The following is a 17,494-nucleotide window of genomic DNA, read 5'->3' as shown; positions in this document are numbered from 1 at the left end:
CCCTCGGGGACCACGAGCTGGGCCAAGGTCGAGAGCCAACCCGCGTTCTCGGCCGGCGCGGCGTCCTCGAAATGCAGGGTGTCGTTGATCAACGCCATCGTCAGGTGCAGCGGCCCACGCACCGGGCCGCTCCACTCCCGGTCGACGAACTCCCTGTACGGACAGCATGCGAAGTGCACGGTGCCGGCCCAGGCCGCCTGCAGGTACTGCCGTGGCCGGACATCGGAATCCAGCGCCTCCAGCGTGAAGACGATCCATTCGCCGATGGCCACCCCCATCGCGAGTTGGGCCCGCCGCGCAAGCGGCTGAAGACGTGCTGCCAGCAGCGCATCTTCCGGCATGTAGGCCTGCCGGACGTTCCAGTCGTCCCACGGCCACGGAATTCGCGATCCGGCGGCGATGGGATGGATGTAGTGCGGGCGGTTCAACGGCATCGGGACCTCGACGCTCAGGAGAGCCGGTAGGGTGTACCGGCGAAACCTTCGGCCAGCACCTGTTCCGGGCTGCGCAGATAGCGGTTCTCGGCCGGCGTCAGCCGCGCCAGGAAATCAGCGAGCAGCCGTGGCGCGTCTGCCTTCTGGAAGTCCTCTCCCGTGTTCATGGCCTCGCGGGGAACGGGCTCGCCGAGTTGCCCCTCCACATGGGGATACAGCAGCGCCAGGCGCTTGATGGCGGCCTTCAGCCAGGCATCGAACGCAGCCTTGTCAGGAAGGACGTGACGAGCGAGGAAATACAGATACACCGTCCGCGACGTGAGGCTGCCCGCGGACTCGGCCTTGTAGGAGCGGAGCACGTTCGCCAGGATGTCCTTGGATGCCCGCAGCACACCGTTGACCGGACCCTTGCGGTCCTCGAACTCGGATACCGTGGGCGTCTGGCAATAGCGGACATCGCAGTTCGCGGCCCACGCGGCCTCGATCATCTGCAACGGCGCGTCGAAATCGGTCTCTCCTCGCAGGCGCCAGTAGATCCATTCGGCCGTCGCCGCCGCGCAGGCCAGCCGGGCGCGCAGGCTGAGCGTGGTCAGCTGCTGGGCGAGCTTGTCGTTCTCCCGGGTGAAGTCCGCGGCGCCGCGCCAGGCATGGGCGACGGGCTTGTTCTGTACATCGGAATGCAGGATGTACGCAGGAATGGAAAGTGTCGGCATGTTGCTCCTGTCAGTTCAATAGCTGCCGCTGAGGTCGTCATCGCACGGGGGCTGCTCCACCGTCGTGCACAGGACGATGTTCAATCCACACGCCGCCGCCGCGCATAGCAGACGGTGGCAGTTGTCACAGGGCACGTCCTGCGCCCCCGCTTTCGAGTTCCAGTTGATGGACAAGGTCAGCGTTCCGCCGCTGACATCGAAGYGCTCCAGCATCGACTCGACGATACGTGGCTCAGTGTGGCTGGTGTGCGGATTGCGGATGTTGATGTCGTTGGTGTACTGGAAGTTGCGGTTGTTGACCGCCTCCTCGCACAGGTTGGTTGGCGCTGCCTGCATGGCGTCCCGCTCCACGCCCTTCTGGTTGAACACCTTCAACGGGCGATCATAGGGAAGGCCGGCGCAGTAGCTGGGATCGTTGATCCCTTCCAGCCTCCGGCTGCACGACCACAGCCTCGAGGTCTTTCCATTCGCCGCCTTGAAGCTTCCGTGCGTGACCGTGGTGCTGGTGGAAGACTGGCTCAGCGCCTGTCGCTTCTGGTTGTTCTCGCCCTCCAGCTCCTTGCACTCGTCGCTCTTGGGGTCGGCCAGCGAGATCGTTCCCACCTTCACCGTCATCGAGCCGGTGTTCATCGGATCCGACGCGTGGTTGTGGGTGGTGAGGTCGAGGTGGCGGGTGACGTTCTCGTTCTCCACCTTCACGTCGAAGGACCACGCGGCATGCTTGGTCGCGCCCTGGATGGTGTGGGTCACGACGCCCATGCCCACGGCCTTGGTCGCGGCCTCGTTGCCAGTGCTCTTCTTGAAGGTCGATTTGTTCTTCTGCCCGACCTGCTTGCCGCCGATCTGCACGTCGCGCGTGCCCTCGTCGGTGTCCGAGTCGCTGGAGAAGTTGGGGTACGGGATGGGGATCGGCCCGACCGGCGGCGGCGGCGGAGTCAGGCAGACGTCGGGCATCGCTGCATTCGACATGTTGCCGTCGGCCTTGCTGGAGACTTCTCGACCGTTGGCGAAGACATTGCTGCCCATTCAGGCTCCTCCCGCATATCTGGAAACGTAGGCGCCGCGCTCGCCGCTGTCGGTGCCGGCATGCCCCAGGCATTGCGGTCCCGGCGCGGCATCGCGGATGCTCGCATGAAGCTGGTAGCCGAGCGCGCACGGCACGATCGCGGCGCCAACCTCGCCGATCCACTCGATCGGATGCCAGACATCGAACAACTCGCTGTGCCGGCGCCGCATCACCCGCCCCATCGCGAGGGCGGCTTCCTTGAACTTGTAATGCTCGCCGTTGAGATCGGTGATGCGGTACTGCGTGGCGTAGATGTCGGTACCGGCACGGGCGAACGCGCCTTCGATCGCTTCCACGAGGCCTCGGCCGGTCAACGGCTCCTCGGATTCGATCGTGCCGGACTCGCGCGCCCCCGCCCACCCCGTGATGGCCAGGTGCGGCGTGGGTGGGGCCTGATGGGACAACAGCACGGCGCCGGCGGCCTCGCCCGGAATGAACCCATTCGAGTTGGCGGGCGTCAGCACCCGCCGGTGGCACATGAACGCCTCCACCACATCCTGGTGCAGGTAGCTGTCGACGCCGGCCACGATGCAGTGGCTCGCCAGGCCGCGCTCCAGGATCTCGTGGGCCAGGTCGAAGGCCGCGATGCCCGACACCTGCCCGAGCGGCACCAGCCGCGACAGCGGATGCGGCGCCACGCCCAATTGCTCGTGCAATTGCACGAGCAGCGAATCGCCGAGCGGCACCAGCGGACAAGGCCGGGACGGCTCGGCACAGCCCAGCAGGATGGGCACCTTCGACGGGTCTGCGATCGCGCCCGCGGACAGGCACTCCTCGATCGCGGCGGCGGCAAGGGCGCCCAGCTTGCCCACGCCGTGCCACCACTGCCGCAGCGGCACGCGGCAGCAGTTGATGAACTCGCCGGATTCAGCATCCCACAGCATGCCCTGCGACGCGCCGGAAATGCCCGCCAGCATGGCCGCGCCAGATGCGGATGCATTGAATCCGACGGCGGTGCACATGCCGTGGGCAACCATGAAGAGCGGCTTCACTTGATGATCTTTCCGCGCGAGCGGGCGCGCACGTAGTCGCCCAGGCTCCGGTAGTGGGGCTTGCCGTTGTGGAAGGGCCGGGTCCGGATCGCCGTGGTGGTATCGAGCACGATTTCGCGCAGGTCGAACAGGCTGCGCGCCATCGGGATGCCGACACGGCAGGCCATCGTCAGCCGCCCCTGGTCCGGCTCGATGAGCACGGTGTCCACGGCCATCTCGAAGGTCCGCTCGCGCTTCTCATGGAAGTTCGCGAGCACGGACAGCGACAGCGCCGGCAGGTGGAAGCCGGCGTGGCCGCCCGGCGTGAGATTCTTCAGCGTGACCGTTTCGCCGCCGCGCGGATAAGGCATTTGCTGTTCGACGGGCGCCGCCTGGAAATACTCGTAGCTGAAGTCCTCCGGCCAGAAGGGTGCCTGCGTGGCCTGCCAGCGCTCGTCATAGGTGCCGGCGTGCGCCAGGCGCGACGGGAAATTCCGGCCCAGCGCACCGAACGACATCGGCACGTAGCGGCCGTCCGGCGCATCGACTGCACGATCCAGTTCCTCGGTGTTGGGAAGGGGCGTGCCGTCCACCAGCGTCCCGGACGTCCGCCGGTGATATCCACGGCCGACCGGATTGGCGGCGTAGTACGCGACAGGAACATCGTCACCGCCGAAGGCATCCACGCCACCGAAGGCCCGGTCATAGGAAATGGGCATGCTGGCGAAAGGTTCCGGCTCGCTCGGCGCCCGCATCAGCAGGCTGGCCTTCCACACGCGGTCGCCCGAGACCTTGAAGGCCTTGGCGATCGGGCCGACGCGCATGCCGACCGGCAGGCTGCGCACCCGCGTGCCGGCAGGCGCATGCGCGCTGCCGTTCAGCAGCACGTCGCATCGGGGCTTGAACGTCGCGAAGTCGGTTTCGCGCAGCACCGCGCTCAGGCCGGGCGTCCCGGTGAACTCGTCCGCCTTCACCAGCGGATCCTGGACGTCGCCCGGCCTGACCTCGCCACTGGCTGCATCGAAGGCGTAGGTCGCCTTGGCGACGACGACCACCACCTCCCGGCCGTTGCGTGCAAAGCCCAGCGTCCAGGCCGCCGGAAAGCGCGTCCGGTTGATCAATTGCATGTCCGCAGGACCCGTTGTTGCCCGTCGCTGCGCTGGCGGACGTCGAAGAACAGGGCGTCCTCGCGATGCAGCACCCATTCGAGCGCCGCAGCACGGCGTTGCCGTTGATAGCCGTGGCGAAGCACCTCCACCAGCGAGCCGACGGCGATCGGCCGACCGCACAGATGGCGCACGCCCTTCGGCATCGATGACGCCTGCCCGCCCCACCATGCCTCGACACGCACCGGGTCGGGCACCGGCAGTTCATGGTCATCGGGATGGACGCCATCCTCGACATCGTCCTCCGCATCGCCCGAAGGATCCTCACCCGAGTCGCTGCGGTCGAGATCGAGGTGTTCCAAGTCTGCTCCGGTGATGAGCGAAAAGGCTTCCCCAGCGATGCGGCACAGCGCGGGATCGGCCATCTTCGCGATGAGCCAGGGAACGGCCAGCGGATCGCCCAGGATGCCCGTGCCGGCGATGACCAATCGCTCCCGCCCCGGTCGACCGCTGAGACTCGACAGCATCTGTCGCCCCTGCGCGAGCGGCAGCGCCCGCAGCAACACCTCGACCGCCGCCATCGCCTCCACGCCCCCCGCCTCGGCCGTGGACGCCAGCAGCGCGAGCGCCTCGCGGTGACCCAGCAGCGCGAGGCTGCACGCCAGCGAGAAGCGCGCGGCCGGCGGCGCGCAGTCGAGATGCGCGAGCAGAAGCGGCACCGCATCCCGCCGGCGGCATTCCCCGAGGCCTCTCGCCGCGGCACTCACGACCCCTGGATCGTCATGCGAGAGCGCCGCCTGGAGCGCATCGAAGGGATCCTGGCGATGGATGCCGATCGCGCGCAGCGCAACGCGGCGCAGTCGCGCATCCGCGCCTGCGGCCAGCCGCTGCAGGATCGGGGCGAGCGGCTCGAACGGCAGCCAGGCCAATGCGGCGATGAGGGCGCGCTGGCCATCCTCGGCCGCGAGCGCAACCTCGCAAGCCGTGCGCATCCGGTCTGCCCGAAGCGTCGAGAAGGCCACGACCGCCGCGGCGAAGATCTCCCCCGCGTCACCCGAGGCGAGCCCGTCGCGACATGCGGCCCATCCGTCCTCGTCCGCCAGCAGAAGTCCTTCGCGGTTCGCTTCGATCCGCTGGTCCAGGGCCAGCAGATTGCGCATGCGGTATCGCGGCGACGCCACGGCACGATCACGCAGGATCCACAGGAATGCGCCGTCGGCGGCATGCTGGATCAAGGTGGTCGGGTTGACGAGTCTGGAGACCTGCGCCGGCGACTGCGCGGGCAGGTGGGATGGGCGGTCCATGAAGTCACGGTACGGTGCCACCGGAGCGCGGCAAAGCGATCAAAGTCACACCTGGACGGCATCCCGCGAACCGGGGCGGCCCGCCGCAAGAAGCCTCGCCGCTGCCGAGCAGGCGTCAGGTGGCTGCCAGCGCCGAGATCGCTTGCGCGTCCAGCGCACCGGCATAGACGCGCAGGTCGCGCACGGCGCCTTTCAGGTAGGGATCGCTGGCGTATTGCGAGCGTCCGATCCAGCCGTCCATGCCCGCGCCGAGGTCGCTGGGCGCCAGCGTCATCGCGGCATTCGTGCCGACCGGCACGCCGTTCACGTAGAGGGTGCCGGTGCTGCCCGACAGGGTCACCGCCAGGTGCGTCCACGTGCCGGTCGGCAGGGCCGCCGTGCCGTCGATGATCTGCGCGCCGTAGCCGTGCACCGTGTCGATCGAGAAGCGCACGCCGCCGGCGGCGTTGCGCGGCGTCAGGAACATGCTGCGGCGTGGCCCGGAGCCGATGTCGAAGAGGCGCGCCCAGGCCTGCGCGGCGTCCAGCCGCACGCGTGCGGCCAGCGTGCAATCGCCCAGCGTCTCGACGATGCCCGGCGGCAGGCTGACGAAGTCCTTCTGCCCGTCGAGGACCCGGCCGCCGCCTTCATCGAGCGGCAAGTGCAGCACCAGCTGTGGCGTCGCCGACACCGGCACCTCGCCCGATGCGGCGCTCTCGCCGCCGGCGGTGTCCAGCGCGGTGACGACGTAGTACAGCAAGGTGGCGCCCGTCGGCGGCGTGTCGGTCCAGGTCAGCAGGTCGCTGACCGTCGCGATCGTCGTGTAGGGCCCGCCGGCGCGGTCGGCCCGCTTGACGCGGTACGACGGCGCGCCCGGCACGCCCCACCACGACAGCCGCACCGCGCCGCCGTGCAGGCGCGCCGTCAGGCCGCTCGGGCTRCCGCCGGTGCGCGGCTCGCGTGCGAAGGTCAGCGTGCCGAAGCCGAGCTGGTCGCCGTTGCCGCCGTCGAACTCCGGCCGCAGCTGCTCGGCCTGCCGCCTGACCCAGGGCGCTCCCACGCCGAGCCGGCCTTCGTAGTGGTGCAGCACCGCTTCCCAGACCGGGCGCCGGATGCCCAGCGCGGCGGGCGAGACGCCGGTGCTGACACCCTGCTTGTTGCTGTACTCGTGGTAGGGCATCGCGTAGAAGGCGCCGGCCGCGTCGACCAGGTTGCTCTTCGCGACGTACTCGGCGCCCGCCAGGAAACGGTTGTTGTCGAACCGGTAGACGTCGTCGCCCTGGTTCCAGGCCATCTCGCAGAACATGCCGCCCAGCCCGATGCCGAGCGTCGCGTGGCCCTGGTCGCGCCCGCTCTCCTGCCACTGGCCGAGGTAGCCCGGATGCACGTGGCAGACGGCCTGCAGCGCAGCGCCGTTGCCGGCCCCGTTGCGGTAGTAGGCCATCGCCTCGTCGTAGATGTCCGCCCGGTCGCACAGCACGCCGATGCTCAACAGGCAGGCCAGCGCGCACTGGTCCCAGTTCGCCCAGTAGTTCGTGATCACGGCGCCGTTGTGCCGCACCAGGAAGTCGCTGCTCAGCGGGTAGAACACCTTCAGCATCATGTCCTGGAAGCGCGCCAGGTCGGCCGCGGCCCAGCCCGGGTAGCTGCGCAGGATCTCGGCGGCGTTGGCGAACTGCACACCGTAGATGCCGGCCGCCAGGAAGCGGTCGGCGTTGCCGGTGATGGCGGTCAGCGTCGACGACCAGGCATTCAGGAAGGTGACGCACAGATCGGCATAGCGCGTGTCGCCCGACACCTTCCAGCGCAGCGCCAGCTGGTAGGCGCGCGCCGTGTCGATGTAGAGCTGCGCGAAGTTCGATCCGTCACCGCCGCGCACCACCGTCTGCAGCGGCCGCGGCGACGCGCCCAGCTGCGAGCGGCCGTTGGCTGTCAACGCGTTCCAGCCGCTCAGCCACGGCTGGGCCTGGGCCGCCACCTTCGAGCGCATGCGCTCGAAATCGCTCTCGGTGTGCAGCAGGCCGGGGTGGACGAAGCTGCGCGCCGCCGAGGTCGCCGCGCCGCCCTCACCGTCACCGCTGCCGGGTTCGCTGCCGCAACCGGTCGCGCCGAGCACGCCGACCCCGAGGGCCGACGCGAGAAGATGACGACGCCTCATGGGATCCTCACGAAAAAGCGGGTCGCGTCCTGGCCGGTCACGACCTGGGTGCCCTGGATGTCGATGGTGCCGAAGGCGCCGCTCAAGCCACCGGCGGCCTCGATCAGCACCAGCGTCTGTCCGGAGGACAGGCTGCCGCCGACGTTCAGCTTCAAGGTTCCGCCCAGCACCGCGCGGCCGGCCGTCGACAGGTGGTCCTGGTCGACGCCCGGCTGGGTGCCGGCGATGTTCAGTGTCAGCACGCCGTTCGCTCCTTGCGTGAAACTGCCGCCCAGGCCGAGTTCGTGCTGGCCGCTCGCGAAGCCGAGCGCGGCGTTGTTGACCACGCTGCCGGTGCCGAACGCATCGGCGCCGGCGGCCAGCAGCGTGCCGCCGTCGATCGTCGTCGTGCCGCTGTAGCGGTTGCCCGACAGCGTCGTGGTGGCGCTGCCGCGCTGCAGCAGGCTGCCGCTGCCGCTGATGTTCGACAACGCGATGTCCGTCGAGGTGTTCTGCACCACCAGCTGGCCGTCGTTGACGATCGCGTCGCCGGCCGCGGCCACCAGCAGGCTGGCGTCGCCGCTGTAGGTGGCCTGCAGCAGCGTGCTGCGGGTGTTCTTGTCGGCGTTGAGGGTGATGTAGTTCAACGGCACCGGCTGGCCGGTCCCGAGGCGCAGCACCGCCTTCGCGCCGATGGTGGTGATGCCGTGGTAGTTCTGCGGTTGCGCGAAGGTGACGTCGTTGCCCGGCGTGCCCCTCACCGTGACGTTGCCGGCGCCGGTGGTCTCGCTCTTGTCCGGCCCGCCACCGCCGCCGGTGATGCCGACGTTCAGCGTCACCGGGCCGTTGTAGTCGAAGGCCAGCGTGCCGCCGCGGTGCAGGTTGATGTATGCGTTCTTCTTGCCGGCCGGCGGGTTCACCGCCGCCGGCGACGGTGCCGACGGCAGGAAGAAGCGATTGTGCGTGCCGTCGCCCCATTGCACGGTGCCGCCGGCTTCGATGTTGATGCCGCGGTAGCTGGCGTCGTTGCCGTTGACGGCGTTCGCGCCGCCGCGGTAGATCACCTTGGCCAGGTTGAGGCCGGGGTCGCTCAGGCCGGGATCGACCAGGTTCGGGCTGCCATGCGGGCTGTTGTCGGTGTGGCCGTAGACGCCGCTCATCACGATCGTCGAGCTGCCGATCGGATGGAAGTTGATGTCGCCACCGAAGGCCGCCTCGAAGATGTCCTGCTTGACGGTGACGACGCTGCCCGGCGGGCTCCACAGCAGCCACGAGCCTTCGTTGAGCACCGCCTTCGCATTCGGCAATGCCGCGGCGACGTGGTTGCTGCCGAAGTCCTGCCCGGCGCTCAGCGACAGCACGCCCGAGAAGGCGCTGGCACCGCCCAGCGTGTTGYCGCCCCACACGTCGGGCTGCTGTGAGATCGATCCGCTGCCGCTGACCTGCCCGAGGCGGATGAAGTTCGCGCTCTTCAGCACGAGGCGGCCGTTGTTCAGGATGTTGTCGAGGTTGACCTCGCCGTTCACCACGCTCGCCGGGTTCCTGCTGTCGGAGGTGGCAATGATGTTCGGGTTGTTGTCGGCGCTGCTGTTGGTGCCGATCTGCAGCGTGGCACCGGCATCGATGGTCAGCACCGGTGGGTTGCTGCCGGCGATCGCGAGCTGGTAGCCGGCACCGGGCCAGGTCTTCTTCGTGACGACCTGCACCTGCTGCGCGTCGGGCAGCGTGAAGGTGCTGGCCTGCGTGATCACCAGCGTCCCCGGGCTGGCGCTGCCGCCGGCCGGCGTGAGCGTGAGCCGGCCCTGGCCGGAGATCACCCCGGTGTAGGTGCTGACGCCTGCCGGCAGCCGGATCACCGCATCGCCGGCCAGCACGACATCGGCGTTGGCCAGGATGGCGGCGGTGATGTCGGTGGCGCCGCCGCTGCCGGCGGACTCGCCTTGCGCGGTGGCGCCGTCACTCGAGGCCGAGCCCGAGCCGCCGCCGCAGGCTGCGAGCGCGCCCAGCGCAAGGACCGACGCGAGGGCCAGCGCGGACAGGCGCGGGGAAGTTCGTTTCACAGGGTGGAGGGACATCAACGACATGCCAGCGAGGCTACGTGTGCAGGCGCGGCACGGCTTGACCGACCGTTGATCAATCGATGACCATCGTCAGTGGATGTGACAGGCGCCACGCGGCGCGCAAAAGGCCTCGACATGGCCTCGACGTCGACAGGGTGACGCGACCGGGAACTTCGGTTTCAAGTCGTGAGCAATGTGACGCATCGAGGCGACCAGCCTGGTCATTCCGACGGCCTGCGGGCCAGCCCCGCTTGCATCCTGTTGCGCGGCGTCTCGCGCCACCAACGCATGGGCGCCGTTCATCGCCTGTTCAGAGTTCCGTCAAGTCTGCCGGTGCCGTGCTCCGCACAATCGTTTTCGAATCCGAACCAGATCCGAGGCCCCCATGCGAACACTGCTTCCCGCCCTCTTTGCCGCCGCGCTGCTCGCCGGCTGCAACGATGAGTCGACCGACACACCGGCGAGCGCGTCCGCTGCACCCGCACCTGCGTCCACGCCTTCGCCGGCCCCGGCACCCGCGCCCTCACCTGCAGCAGCGCCGTCACCCGCGCCTTCGCCGGCCCCAGCGCCTGCACCTGCACCTGCACCTGCACCTGCACCTGCAGCACCCGCACCGGCTCCTGCGCCAGCCCCCGCCCCCGCCCCCGCACCCGCCTCCGGCGACAACAGCCGCGACGTGGCACCGACCACCGGCTGGGCCAGCGAGGCCGGTGGCACCAGCGGCGGCTCGACGGCCACCGCCTCGGCCGTCTACAAGGTCACGACCGCCACCGAACTGCTGGCCGCGCTGAAGGCCGGCGGCAGTGCGGCCACGATCGTCAAGGTGGTCGGCCGTATCGACATGGCCGCGGCCGACAACGGCGGTGCGTTCACGAACACCACGGACCAGAAGGGACGCGCCAGGCTCACGTTGAAGAGCAACACCACGCTCATCGGCGCCGGCAGCGACGCCGGCCTGGTCAATGCCTACCTGCAGGTCAGCGGTGTGCAGAACGTCATCGTCCGCAACCTGCACATCGTCAACCCCTGCGATGTGGGCCCGGTGTGGGATCCGAACGACGGCGATGCCGGCAACTGGAACTCGGAGTACGACGGCATCACGGTCGACGGCTCGAACCACGTCTGGATCGACCACAACACCTTCACCGACGCACCGCAGACCGACGACCTGTCGCCGGTCGAGAACGGCAAGGTCAAGCAGTGCCATGACGGCGCACTCGACGTGAAGAACGGCTCCGACTACGTGACCGTGTCGAACAACATCTTCGACCAGCACGACAAGAACAACCTGATCGGCTCGTCCGACAGCACGACCAGCGACGACACGCACCTGACGGTCACCTTCCACGGCAACCTGTTCAGCAACATCACCGAGCGCGCGCCACGCGTGCGCTTCGGCAGCGTGCACGTCTACAACAACTACTACGAAGGCAGCAAGTCGCACCCGGTGTACGCCCACCAGTACAGCATCGGCGTGGCCTACAAGGCGAAGATCATCTCGGAGAACAACGCGTTCGACATCCAGGGCGCCAACGGCTGCACCAGCGTGTTGAAGAACCCCGGCTCGTCGAGCAAGACCGGCGCGATCAAGGAGAGCGGCTCGCTGCTGAACGGCGCGGCGCTGGACACGAGCCAATGCAGCTTCAGCACCAGCGTCGGCTGGACCGTGCCGTACGCCTACGGCAGCGCGCTGCTGCCGGCCAGCGGCGTGAAGGCAGCCATCAAGGCGTCGGCGGGGTCCGGCAAGCTGACGGTCGCGCCGTGAAACTGCACGCGGACCGGCTGACCGCCGGCGCCGCCATGGTCGTCGCCATCGCGGCGCTCGCGGCCTGCGGTGGCAGCTCGTCCGACCCTGCACCTGCACCTGCACCGACCCCTGCTCCTGCTCCTGCTCCCGCGCCAGCACCCGCTCCCGCTCCCGCGCCCGCGTCGTGCGACCCGCTGGCGCAGCGGCTGCGCGCGAGCGCGGTGACGGTGGGCGGCAACGCGGCCCCCAACGACGAGTACACGCCCGCGGTGATCGCACCGCGCAGCGACGGCAGCGCCTGGCTGGCCTGGACCGACCGCAGCGCCGCATCCATCCGCATGGCCGCGCTGACAGCCGCCGACGGCCTCGATCGCGCGCTGCCCGGCGTGGCCGGCCTGGAAGTGCATGCCATCCTCGCGACGCCCGGCGGCGCGGCGCTGGCCGTCGTCGCCGACGACCCGGACATCTACTCGCCCAAGTACTGCCGCGGCAGCAGCACGCCCGACAAGAACGTCTGCGGCAGGATGGACCTGGTGCGCGTCGGCGGCGACGGCGCCCTGCTGTCGCGCACCACGCTGACGAAGAAGGGCAACGTCGACAGCGTCGGCGCGCAGTTCATCTGGTGGTACGGGCACACCGCGCGACTCGCCACCGACGGCTCGACGATCGGCGTCTACTACCGCTCGGCGATGTCCACCGCGCGCCCGAACGCCGCCGGCGAGGTCGACATCCATGCCGGCGACACGCTGAAGTTCGTCGATGCGAACGGCAAGGCGGTGGCCGGCGGCTGGGACTGGGGCTGCAGCCACAGCTGGTCGGTGCGCACCGCCTGGAACGGCACGCAGTGGGGCGCGACCTGCCACGGCGACGCCTACCCGAACGCGATGCAGCAGGCGCGCCTGGCCACGCCGTCGGCTGCGGCCGACACGCTGCAGTGGCTGGCCGGCACCGACCCGGCGCAGCGCGCACTCGGCGGCCTGGTGGGCGCGAGCGACGGCTTCTGGATGAACTTCATCCAGCCCGCGGCCAACGGCGGGCTGTCGCTGCAACTCGCGAAGCTGCCGAACCGCGGCACGGCACCGGCCCGGCAACTCGGCATCGGCGCAGCCACCGGCCTCGACGCCAGCTACCCGTTCCGCCCCTACCTGGCCGCGCTCGGCACCGACAGGCTGCTGCTGGGCTGGAAGTCGGGGGGCGCGCTGATGCTGGCGGTGGCGAACGCGGCGGATGGACAGCTCATCGAGGGCCCGGTCGCATCCGGCCTCGCCATCGATCAGTTCCAGGACATGGTCACGGCCCCGAATGGCGACGTGCTGTGGGCCTACAGCGCCGGCGGCTCGCAGATCCAGGTCAACCGCGTGGCGGCGTGCAGGCTGCCCACGCGGTGAAATACACGCGACGCGACGATGGTTTGTGCCCGCTTGCCGATCGTCCCGAATGGGAGTACGGTGGTCGCCAATCGCTCCGCAAGCCTGCAGCTCGGCTGCAATCAAGCACAAGGAGGCGGCCATGCGCAGACGCATCTATTGGCTGTTGCCCGACCTGGCCAGCGCCCGGCGGACGATGGATGACTTGTTGCTCGCCCGGATCTCCGAGCCCCACATCCATTTCGTCGCCCGCGAGGGCGAGGTCCTGACCGGCCTGCATCCGGCCAACCTGCTGCAGACCTCCGACATCGTGCGTTCGGCGCAGGCCGGCTTGGTCATCGGCGGCGCCGCCGGTGCCGTGCTGGGCGTGATCGCCGCGCTGTTCTTCCCGCTCTTCGGCGACTCGCCGGAATGGGGCATGGTCGCCGTGCTGGCGATCGTGGGCGCGGGCTTCGGGGCCTGGTCGTCCAGCCTGATCGGCATCTCCACACCCAATCACCGACTCAAGCGCTTCGAGTCCGCCATCGAGCAAGGCAAGATCCTGCTGATGGTCGACGTGCCGCGCTCGCGCGTCGACGACATCGAATCCCGCTTGCAAACCCTGCACCCGGAAGCGCATCTGGAAGGCGTGGAGCCGAACATCCCGGCGTTTCCCTGACCCGGGCTGCCATTCGACGGCGCCTCCCGCATGGAGGTGACGATGGAACATCGATTGCATCTGCATCGCTGGGAGCGGCGTGAACCTGACTGGTCCGCCGCCGCGGTGTCCGGATTTGCCGCCGGCGCGGTCCTGATGGTGCTGGAGCTCCTCTGGGCCGCCGCTGCCGGCAGCATGGGGCCGTGGCGCATCTCGCAACTGGTCGCCGCGATCGCGCTCGGGTCGGACACCGGCCACGCCTCCGAGTCGTTCAGCGTGGGCATCGTGGCCGTGGCGCTCGCCACCCACTACGTGCTCGGCACCGCGTTCGGCATGGTGCTCGGCTTCATCAGCGCCGGCTTCCGCTACGACACCGGGGCGCTCGCACTCGCGGTCGTCGGCCTGCTGTTCGGCGCGCTGCTCTACCTGGCCAGCTTCCACGTGGCCACGCAGGCGTTCCCCTGGCTGGTGGAGTTGCGCGGCTGGAGCACGTTCGCGGCCCACCTGGTGTTCGGTGTCACGGCTTCGCTGCTGTACTGGAAGCTCGCGCGGCGCCGCCAGGCCCCCCGGCCGGGCCCCTGAACGCCGGCCATGGCCATCGCCCTCGCCCTGCTGGTGCTCGTCGTCGCGTCGGTGCTGTTCCACCTCGTCACGCCGTGGTGGACGACCCCGCTCGCGTCCAACTGGAAGCAGATGGACGACACGCTCACCATCACGCTGGCCACCACCGGGCTGTTCTTCGTCGTCATCAACCTCTTCGTCGCCTACACCGTCTGGCGCTTCCGGCACCGCGCCGGCCGGCGCGCCGCGTACGAGCCCGAGAACAAGCGCCTGGAGCGCTGGCTGATCGGCGTCACGACGCTGGGCATCGCCGGCCTGCTGGCGCCGGGACTGGTGGTGTACGCCGACTACGTGCGCCCGCCCGCCGATGCGCGGCTGCTCGAGATCGTCGGCCAGCAGTGGCAGTGGCGCTTCCGCCTGGCGGGCGCGAGCGGCAAGCTGGGCGGCAGCGATGCGCGCTTCGTCAGCGGCAGCAACCCGCTCGGGCTCGACCCGGCCGATGCCGCCGGGCAGGACAACGTCATCGTGCTCGGCAACGAGGTGCACCTGCCCGTCGGCCACCCGGTGAAGGTGCTGATGCGCTCGCACGACGTGCTGCACGACTTCTTCGTGCCGCAGTTCCGCGCGCGCATGAACATCGTGCCGGGCCAGGTGAGCTCGTTCTGGTTCACGCCGACGCAGCCGGGGCGCTACGAATCGATGTGCGCGCAGCTGTGCGGCGTCGGCCACCCCGACATGCGCGGCTACGTCGTGGTCGAGGACGACGCGGCGTTCCAGGCCTGGCTGCAGCAGCAGCCCACCTTCGCGGCGACGCAGGCCGCCGCCGCGCCGGCCGCCGCGGGCACCGGCACGCCGGCCGCGCAGGGCCGCTCGCTGGCCCAGACCAAGGGCTGCGTGGCCTGCCACACGGTCGACGGCAGCGCGGGCGTCGGGCCGACCTGGAAGGGCCTGTTCGGCAAGACCGAGACGATGGTCGACGGCTCCACCGCGCTGGTCGACGAGGCCTACCTGAAGGACTTCATCCGCAACCCGAAGGCGCGGGCCGTGAAGGGCTTCGCCCAGGTCATGCCGCAGATCGAGCTGACCGACGAGGAACTGGCGGCCCTGGTGGCCTACATCCGATCGAACGGCAAACCGTCATGAGCTACGTCGACACCGGTGCGCACCACGCCCCGCAGACCTTCATCACGAAGTACGTGTGGAGCCAGGACCACAAGGTGATCGCGGTCCAGTACGCGAGCACGGCCATCGTGGTCGGGCTGATCGGCCTGCTGCTGTCCAACCTGATGCGGCTGCAGATCGGCTTCCCGGGCCAGTTCGCCTTCATCAACGCCGAGCGCTATTACCAGTTCGTCACCATGCACGGGATGATCATGGTGATCTACCTGCTCACGGCGCTGTTCCTCGGCGGCTTCGGCAACTACCTGATCCCGCTGATGGTCGGTGCGCGCGACATGGTGTTCCCGTACATGAACATGCTGAGCTTCTGGGTCTACCTGCTGTCGGTGCTGGTGCTCGTCGCGAGCTTCTTCGTGCCGGGCGGGCCCACCGGCGCCGGCTGGACGCTGTACCCGCCGCAGGCCATCCTGCCCGGCACGCCGGGCTTCGAGGGCGGCATCGTGCTGATGCTGGTGTCGCTGCTGATCTTCATCGTCGCCACGACGATGGGCGGTCTCAACTACGTCACCACGGTGCTGCAGGCGCGCTGCGAAGGCATGACGCTGCTGCGCATGCCGCTGGCCGTGTGGGGCATCTTCGTCGCCACCATCCTCGCGCTGCTGGCCTTCCCGGCGCTGTTCGTCAGCGGCGTGATGATGCTGCTCGACAAGACCCTGCACACCAGCTTCTTCATGCCGGCCCTGGTCTCGATGGGCCAGGTCACCGACTACAAGGGCGGCAGCCCGCTGCTGTTCCAGCACCTGTTCTGGTTCTTCGGCCACCCCGAGGTCTACATCGTCGCGCTGCCGGCCTTCGGCATCGTCTCCGACCTGATCAGCGTGCATGCGCGCAAGGCGATCTTCGGCTACCGCACCATGGTCTGGGCGATCGTCGTCATCGGGGCCCTGAGCTTCGTGGTGTGGGCGCACCACATGTTCGTCAGCGGCATGAACCCGTGGTTCGGCTTCTTCTTCGCGACCAGCACGCTGATCATCGCCGTGCCCACCGCGATCAAGGTCTACAACTGGGTGCTCACGCTGTGGCGCGGCGACCTGCACCTGACGGTGCCGATGCTGTTCACGCTCGCCTTCATCCTCACCTTCCTGAGCGGCGGGCTGACCGGGCTGTTCCTCGGCAACGTCAGCGTCGACATCCCGCTGTCGGGCACCTACTTCGTGGTCGCCCACTTCCACATGGTGATGGGCGTGGCACCGCTGCTGGTGGTGTTCGGCGGCATCTACCACTGGTTCCCGAAGGTCACCGGCCGCATGCTGGACGACCGCCTCGGCAAGTTCCACTTCTGGGTGACCTTCATCGGCACCTACCTGATCTACTTCCCGATGCACTACCTGGGCGTGCTCGGCATGCCGCGGCGCTACTACCACTACGAGAACTACCAGTTCATCCCGGCCTCGGCGCACGCGCTGAACGCCTTCATCACGGTGGTCGCGCTGACGGTGGGGGCGGCGCAGCTGGTGTACGTCTTCAACCTGGTCTGGAGCGCGTTCCGCGGCCGCCGGGCCGACCCCAACCCCTGGCGCGCCGCCTCGCTGGAATGGGCGACGCCGGACACCCCGCCGGCGCACGGCAACTGGGGGCCGCGGCTGCCGGTGGTGCACCGCTGGGCCTATGCCTACAGCGTGCCGGGCGCGCCGCAGGACTTCATCGCGCAGGATGCGCCGCTCGACGCCGGCGGCCAGGAGCCCGGGCCGCCCGGGCCAGCCAGGGAGGTGTCGACATGAACAGCGCCGTCCTCGGATCCCCGACCATCGACGACTCGCCCGCCGCGCGCGCGCTGGACACCGGCCTGTGGGTGTTCATCGCGGTGGCGAGCACGCTGTTCGCGCTCTTCCTGTCCGCCTACGTGATGCGCATGGACGGCGCCGCCGACTGGTCGACGCTCGCGCTGCCGCGGCAGCTGTGGCTGAGCAGCGCGCTGCTGCTGGCCGGCAGCCTGCTGCTGCAACGCGCCGCCATCGCTGCCCGCAGCGCGCGCTGGCCGGCCGCGCGAAGCCTGCTGCTGGCCGGCGGCGTGTGCGCGATGGCCTTCATCGGCGTGCAGCTGTGGGCCTGGCAATCGCTGCTGGCAGCGCGCGTGGGGCCGGCCGGCAACCCGGCCGCCAGCTTCTTCTACGTGCTGACGGCGCTGCACGGGCTGCACGTGCTCGGCGGCCTGGTCGCCTGGGCCTCGGCGATGCCCGCCGCCGCGTCGCCGCCGCCCGAGCCGGCGCGCGTGGCGCGGCGCATCGCGCTG

The 17,494-nt window shown here is 69.3% G+C and carries 15 protein-coding genes; 7 read left to right on the top strand and 8 right to left on the bottom strand.

The genetic code is table 11. The annotated features are described in order from the left end of the window. From AC1DXV_RS20280 to AC1DXV_RS20245, 8 genes are all read right to left on the bottom strand, one after another. Positions 1-434, bottom strand: a 434-nt coding sequence (locus AC1DXV_RS20280) for a hypothetical protein (protein WP_477935217.1), incomplete at its 3' end; no start/stop codon positions are given. Between the two features lie 14 nt (positions 435-448). Continuing rightward, on the bottom strand, positions 449-1,147 hold the full coding sequence (locus AC1DXV_RS20275; RefSeq protein WP_477864073.1) for a hypothetical protein: 699 nt from the start codon (positions 1,145-1,147) through the stop codon (positions 449-451). A 15-nt stretch (positions 1,148-1,162) separates the two neighbouring features. Next, positions 1,163-2,173 (bottom strand): DUF4150 domain-containing protein, encoded by a 1,011-nt coding sequence (locus tag AC1DXV_RS20270; RefSeq protein WP_477935215.1) that lies wholly within the window; start codon positions 2,171-2,173, stop codon positions 1,163-1,165. Further along, the gene (locus AC1DXV_RS20265; protein ID WP_477864071.1) at positions 2,174-3,205 is read right to left on the bottom strand and encodes a beta-ketoacyl synthase N-terminal-like domain-containing protein; all 1,032 of its coding nucleotides are present in this window, start codon (positions 3,203-3,205) and stop codon (positions 2,174-2,176) included. Continuing rightward, positions 3,202-4,311, bottom strand: coding sequence for a DUF2169 family type VI secretion system accessory protein (locus AC1DXV_RS20260; RefSeq protein WP_477864070.1), 1,110 nt, complete (start codon positions 4,309-4,311; stop codon positions 3,202-3,204). The genes AC1DXV_RS20265 and AC1DXV_RS20260 overlap by 4 nt, the downstream gene beginning before the upstream one ends. After that, positions 4,302-5,594 (bottom strand): TIGR02270 family protein, encoded by a 1,293-nt coding sequence (locus tag AC1DXV_RS20255; RefSeq protein WP_477935211.1) that lies wholly within the window; start codon positions 5,592-5,594, stop codon positions 4,302-4,304. The genes AC1DXV_RS20260 and AC1DXV_RS20255 overlap by 10 nt, the downstream gene beginning before the upstream one ends. Positions 5,595-5,709: 115 nt before the next feature. Continuing rightward, on the bottom strand, positions 5,710-7,731 hold the full coding sequence (locus tag AC1DXV_RS20250) for a LamG-like jellyroll fold domain-containing protein (RefSeq protein WP_477935209.1): 2,022 nt from the start codon (positions 7,729-7,731) through the stop codon (positions 5,710-5,712). Next, the gene (locus AC1DXV_RS20245) at positions 7,728-9,770 is read right to left on the bottom strand and encodes an autotransporter (protein ID WP_477935207.1); all 2,043 of its coding nucleotides are present in this window, start codon (positions 9,768-9,770) and stop codon (positions 7,728-7,730) included. The genes AC1DXV_RS20250 and AC1DXV_RS20245 overlap by 4 nt, the downstream gene beginning before the upstream one ends. 385 nt (positions 9,771-10,155) lie before the next feature. On the opposite strand from AC1DXV_RS20245, the gene AC1DXV_RS20240 reads away from it, so the two are divergent. From AC1DXV_RS20240 to AC1DXV_RS20210, 7 genes are all read left to right on the top strand, one after another. After that, complete coding sequence (locus tag AC1DXV_RS20240) at positions 10,156-11,535, top strand: pectate lyase family protein (protein ID WP_477935205.1); 1,380 nt, start codon at positions 10,156-10,158, stop codon at positions 11,533-11,535. After that, entirely contained in the window at positions 11,532-12,905 is a 1,374-nt protein-coding gene (locus AC1DXV_RS20235; RefSeq protein WP_477935203.1) for a hypothetical protein, read from the top strand. The genes AC1DXV_RS20240 and AC1DXV_RS20235 overlap by 4 nt, the downstream gene beginning before the upstream one ends. 121 nt (positions 12,906-13,026) lie before the next feature. Next, the gene (locus AC1DXV_RS20230; RefSeq protein WP_477865608.1) at positions 13,027-13,542 is read left to right on the top strand and encodes a DUF1269 domain-containing protein; all 516 of its coding nucleotides are present in this window, start codon (positions 13,027-13,029) and stop codon (positions 13,540-13,542) included. 42 nt (positions 13,543-13,584) lie between these two features. Further along, the gene (locus AC1DXV_RS20225) at positions 13,585-14,103 is read left to right on the top strand and encodes a hypothetical protein (protein ID WP_477865607.1); all 519 of its coding nucleotides are present in this window, start codon (positions 13,585-13,587) and stop codon (positions 14,101-14,103) included. Between the two features lie 9 nt (positions 14,104-14,112). Beyond that, positions 14,113-15,225: a cytochrome c oxidase subunit II gene (locus tag AC1DXV_RS20220; protein ID WP_477865606.1), complete on the top strand. Its 1,113-nt coding sequence runs from the start codon at positions 14,113-14,115 to the stop codon at positions 15,223-15,225. Beyond that, on the top strand, positions 15,222-16,982 hold the full coding sequence (locus tag AC1DXV_RS20215) for a cytochrome c oxidase subunit I (protein ID WP_477865605.1): 1,761 nt from the start codon (positions 15,222-15,224) through the stop codon (positions 16,980-16,982). Before AC1DXV_RS20220 ends, AC1DXV_RS20215 begins: the two co-directional genes overlap by 4 nt. Continuing rightward, positions 16,979-17,494: cytochrome c oxidase subunit 3 family protein (locus tag AC1DXV_RS20210; RefSeq protein WP_477935201.1), on the top strand; the 516-nt coding region annotated here is incomplete at its 3' end. The genes AC1DXV_RS20215 and AC1DXV_RS20210, both read left to right, overlap by 4 nt.

It is taken from the genome of Rhizobacter sp. P3_C12 (genome assembly GCF_056402735.1).
The sequence above is the reverse complement of the archived record's forward strand: the minus strand, read 5'-3'. Positions and strand labels throughout refer to the sequence as shown.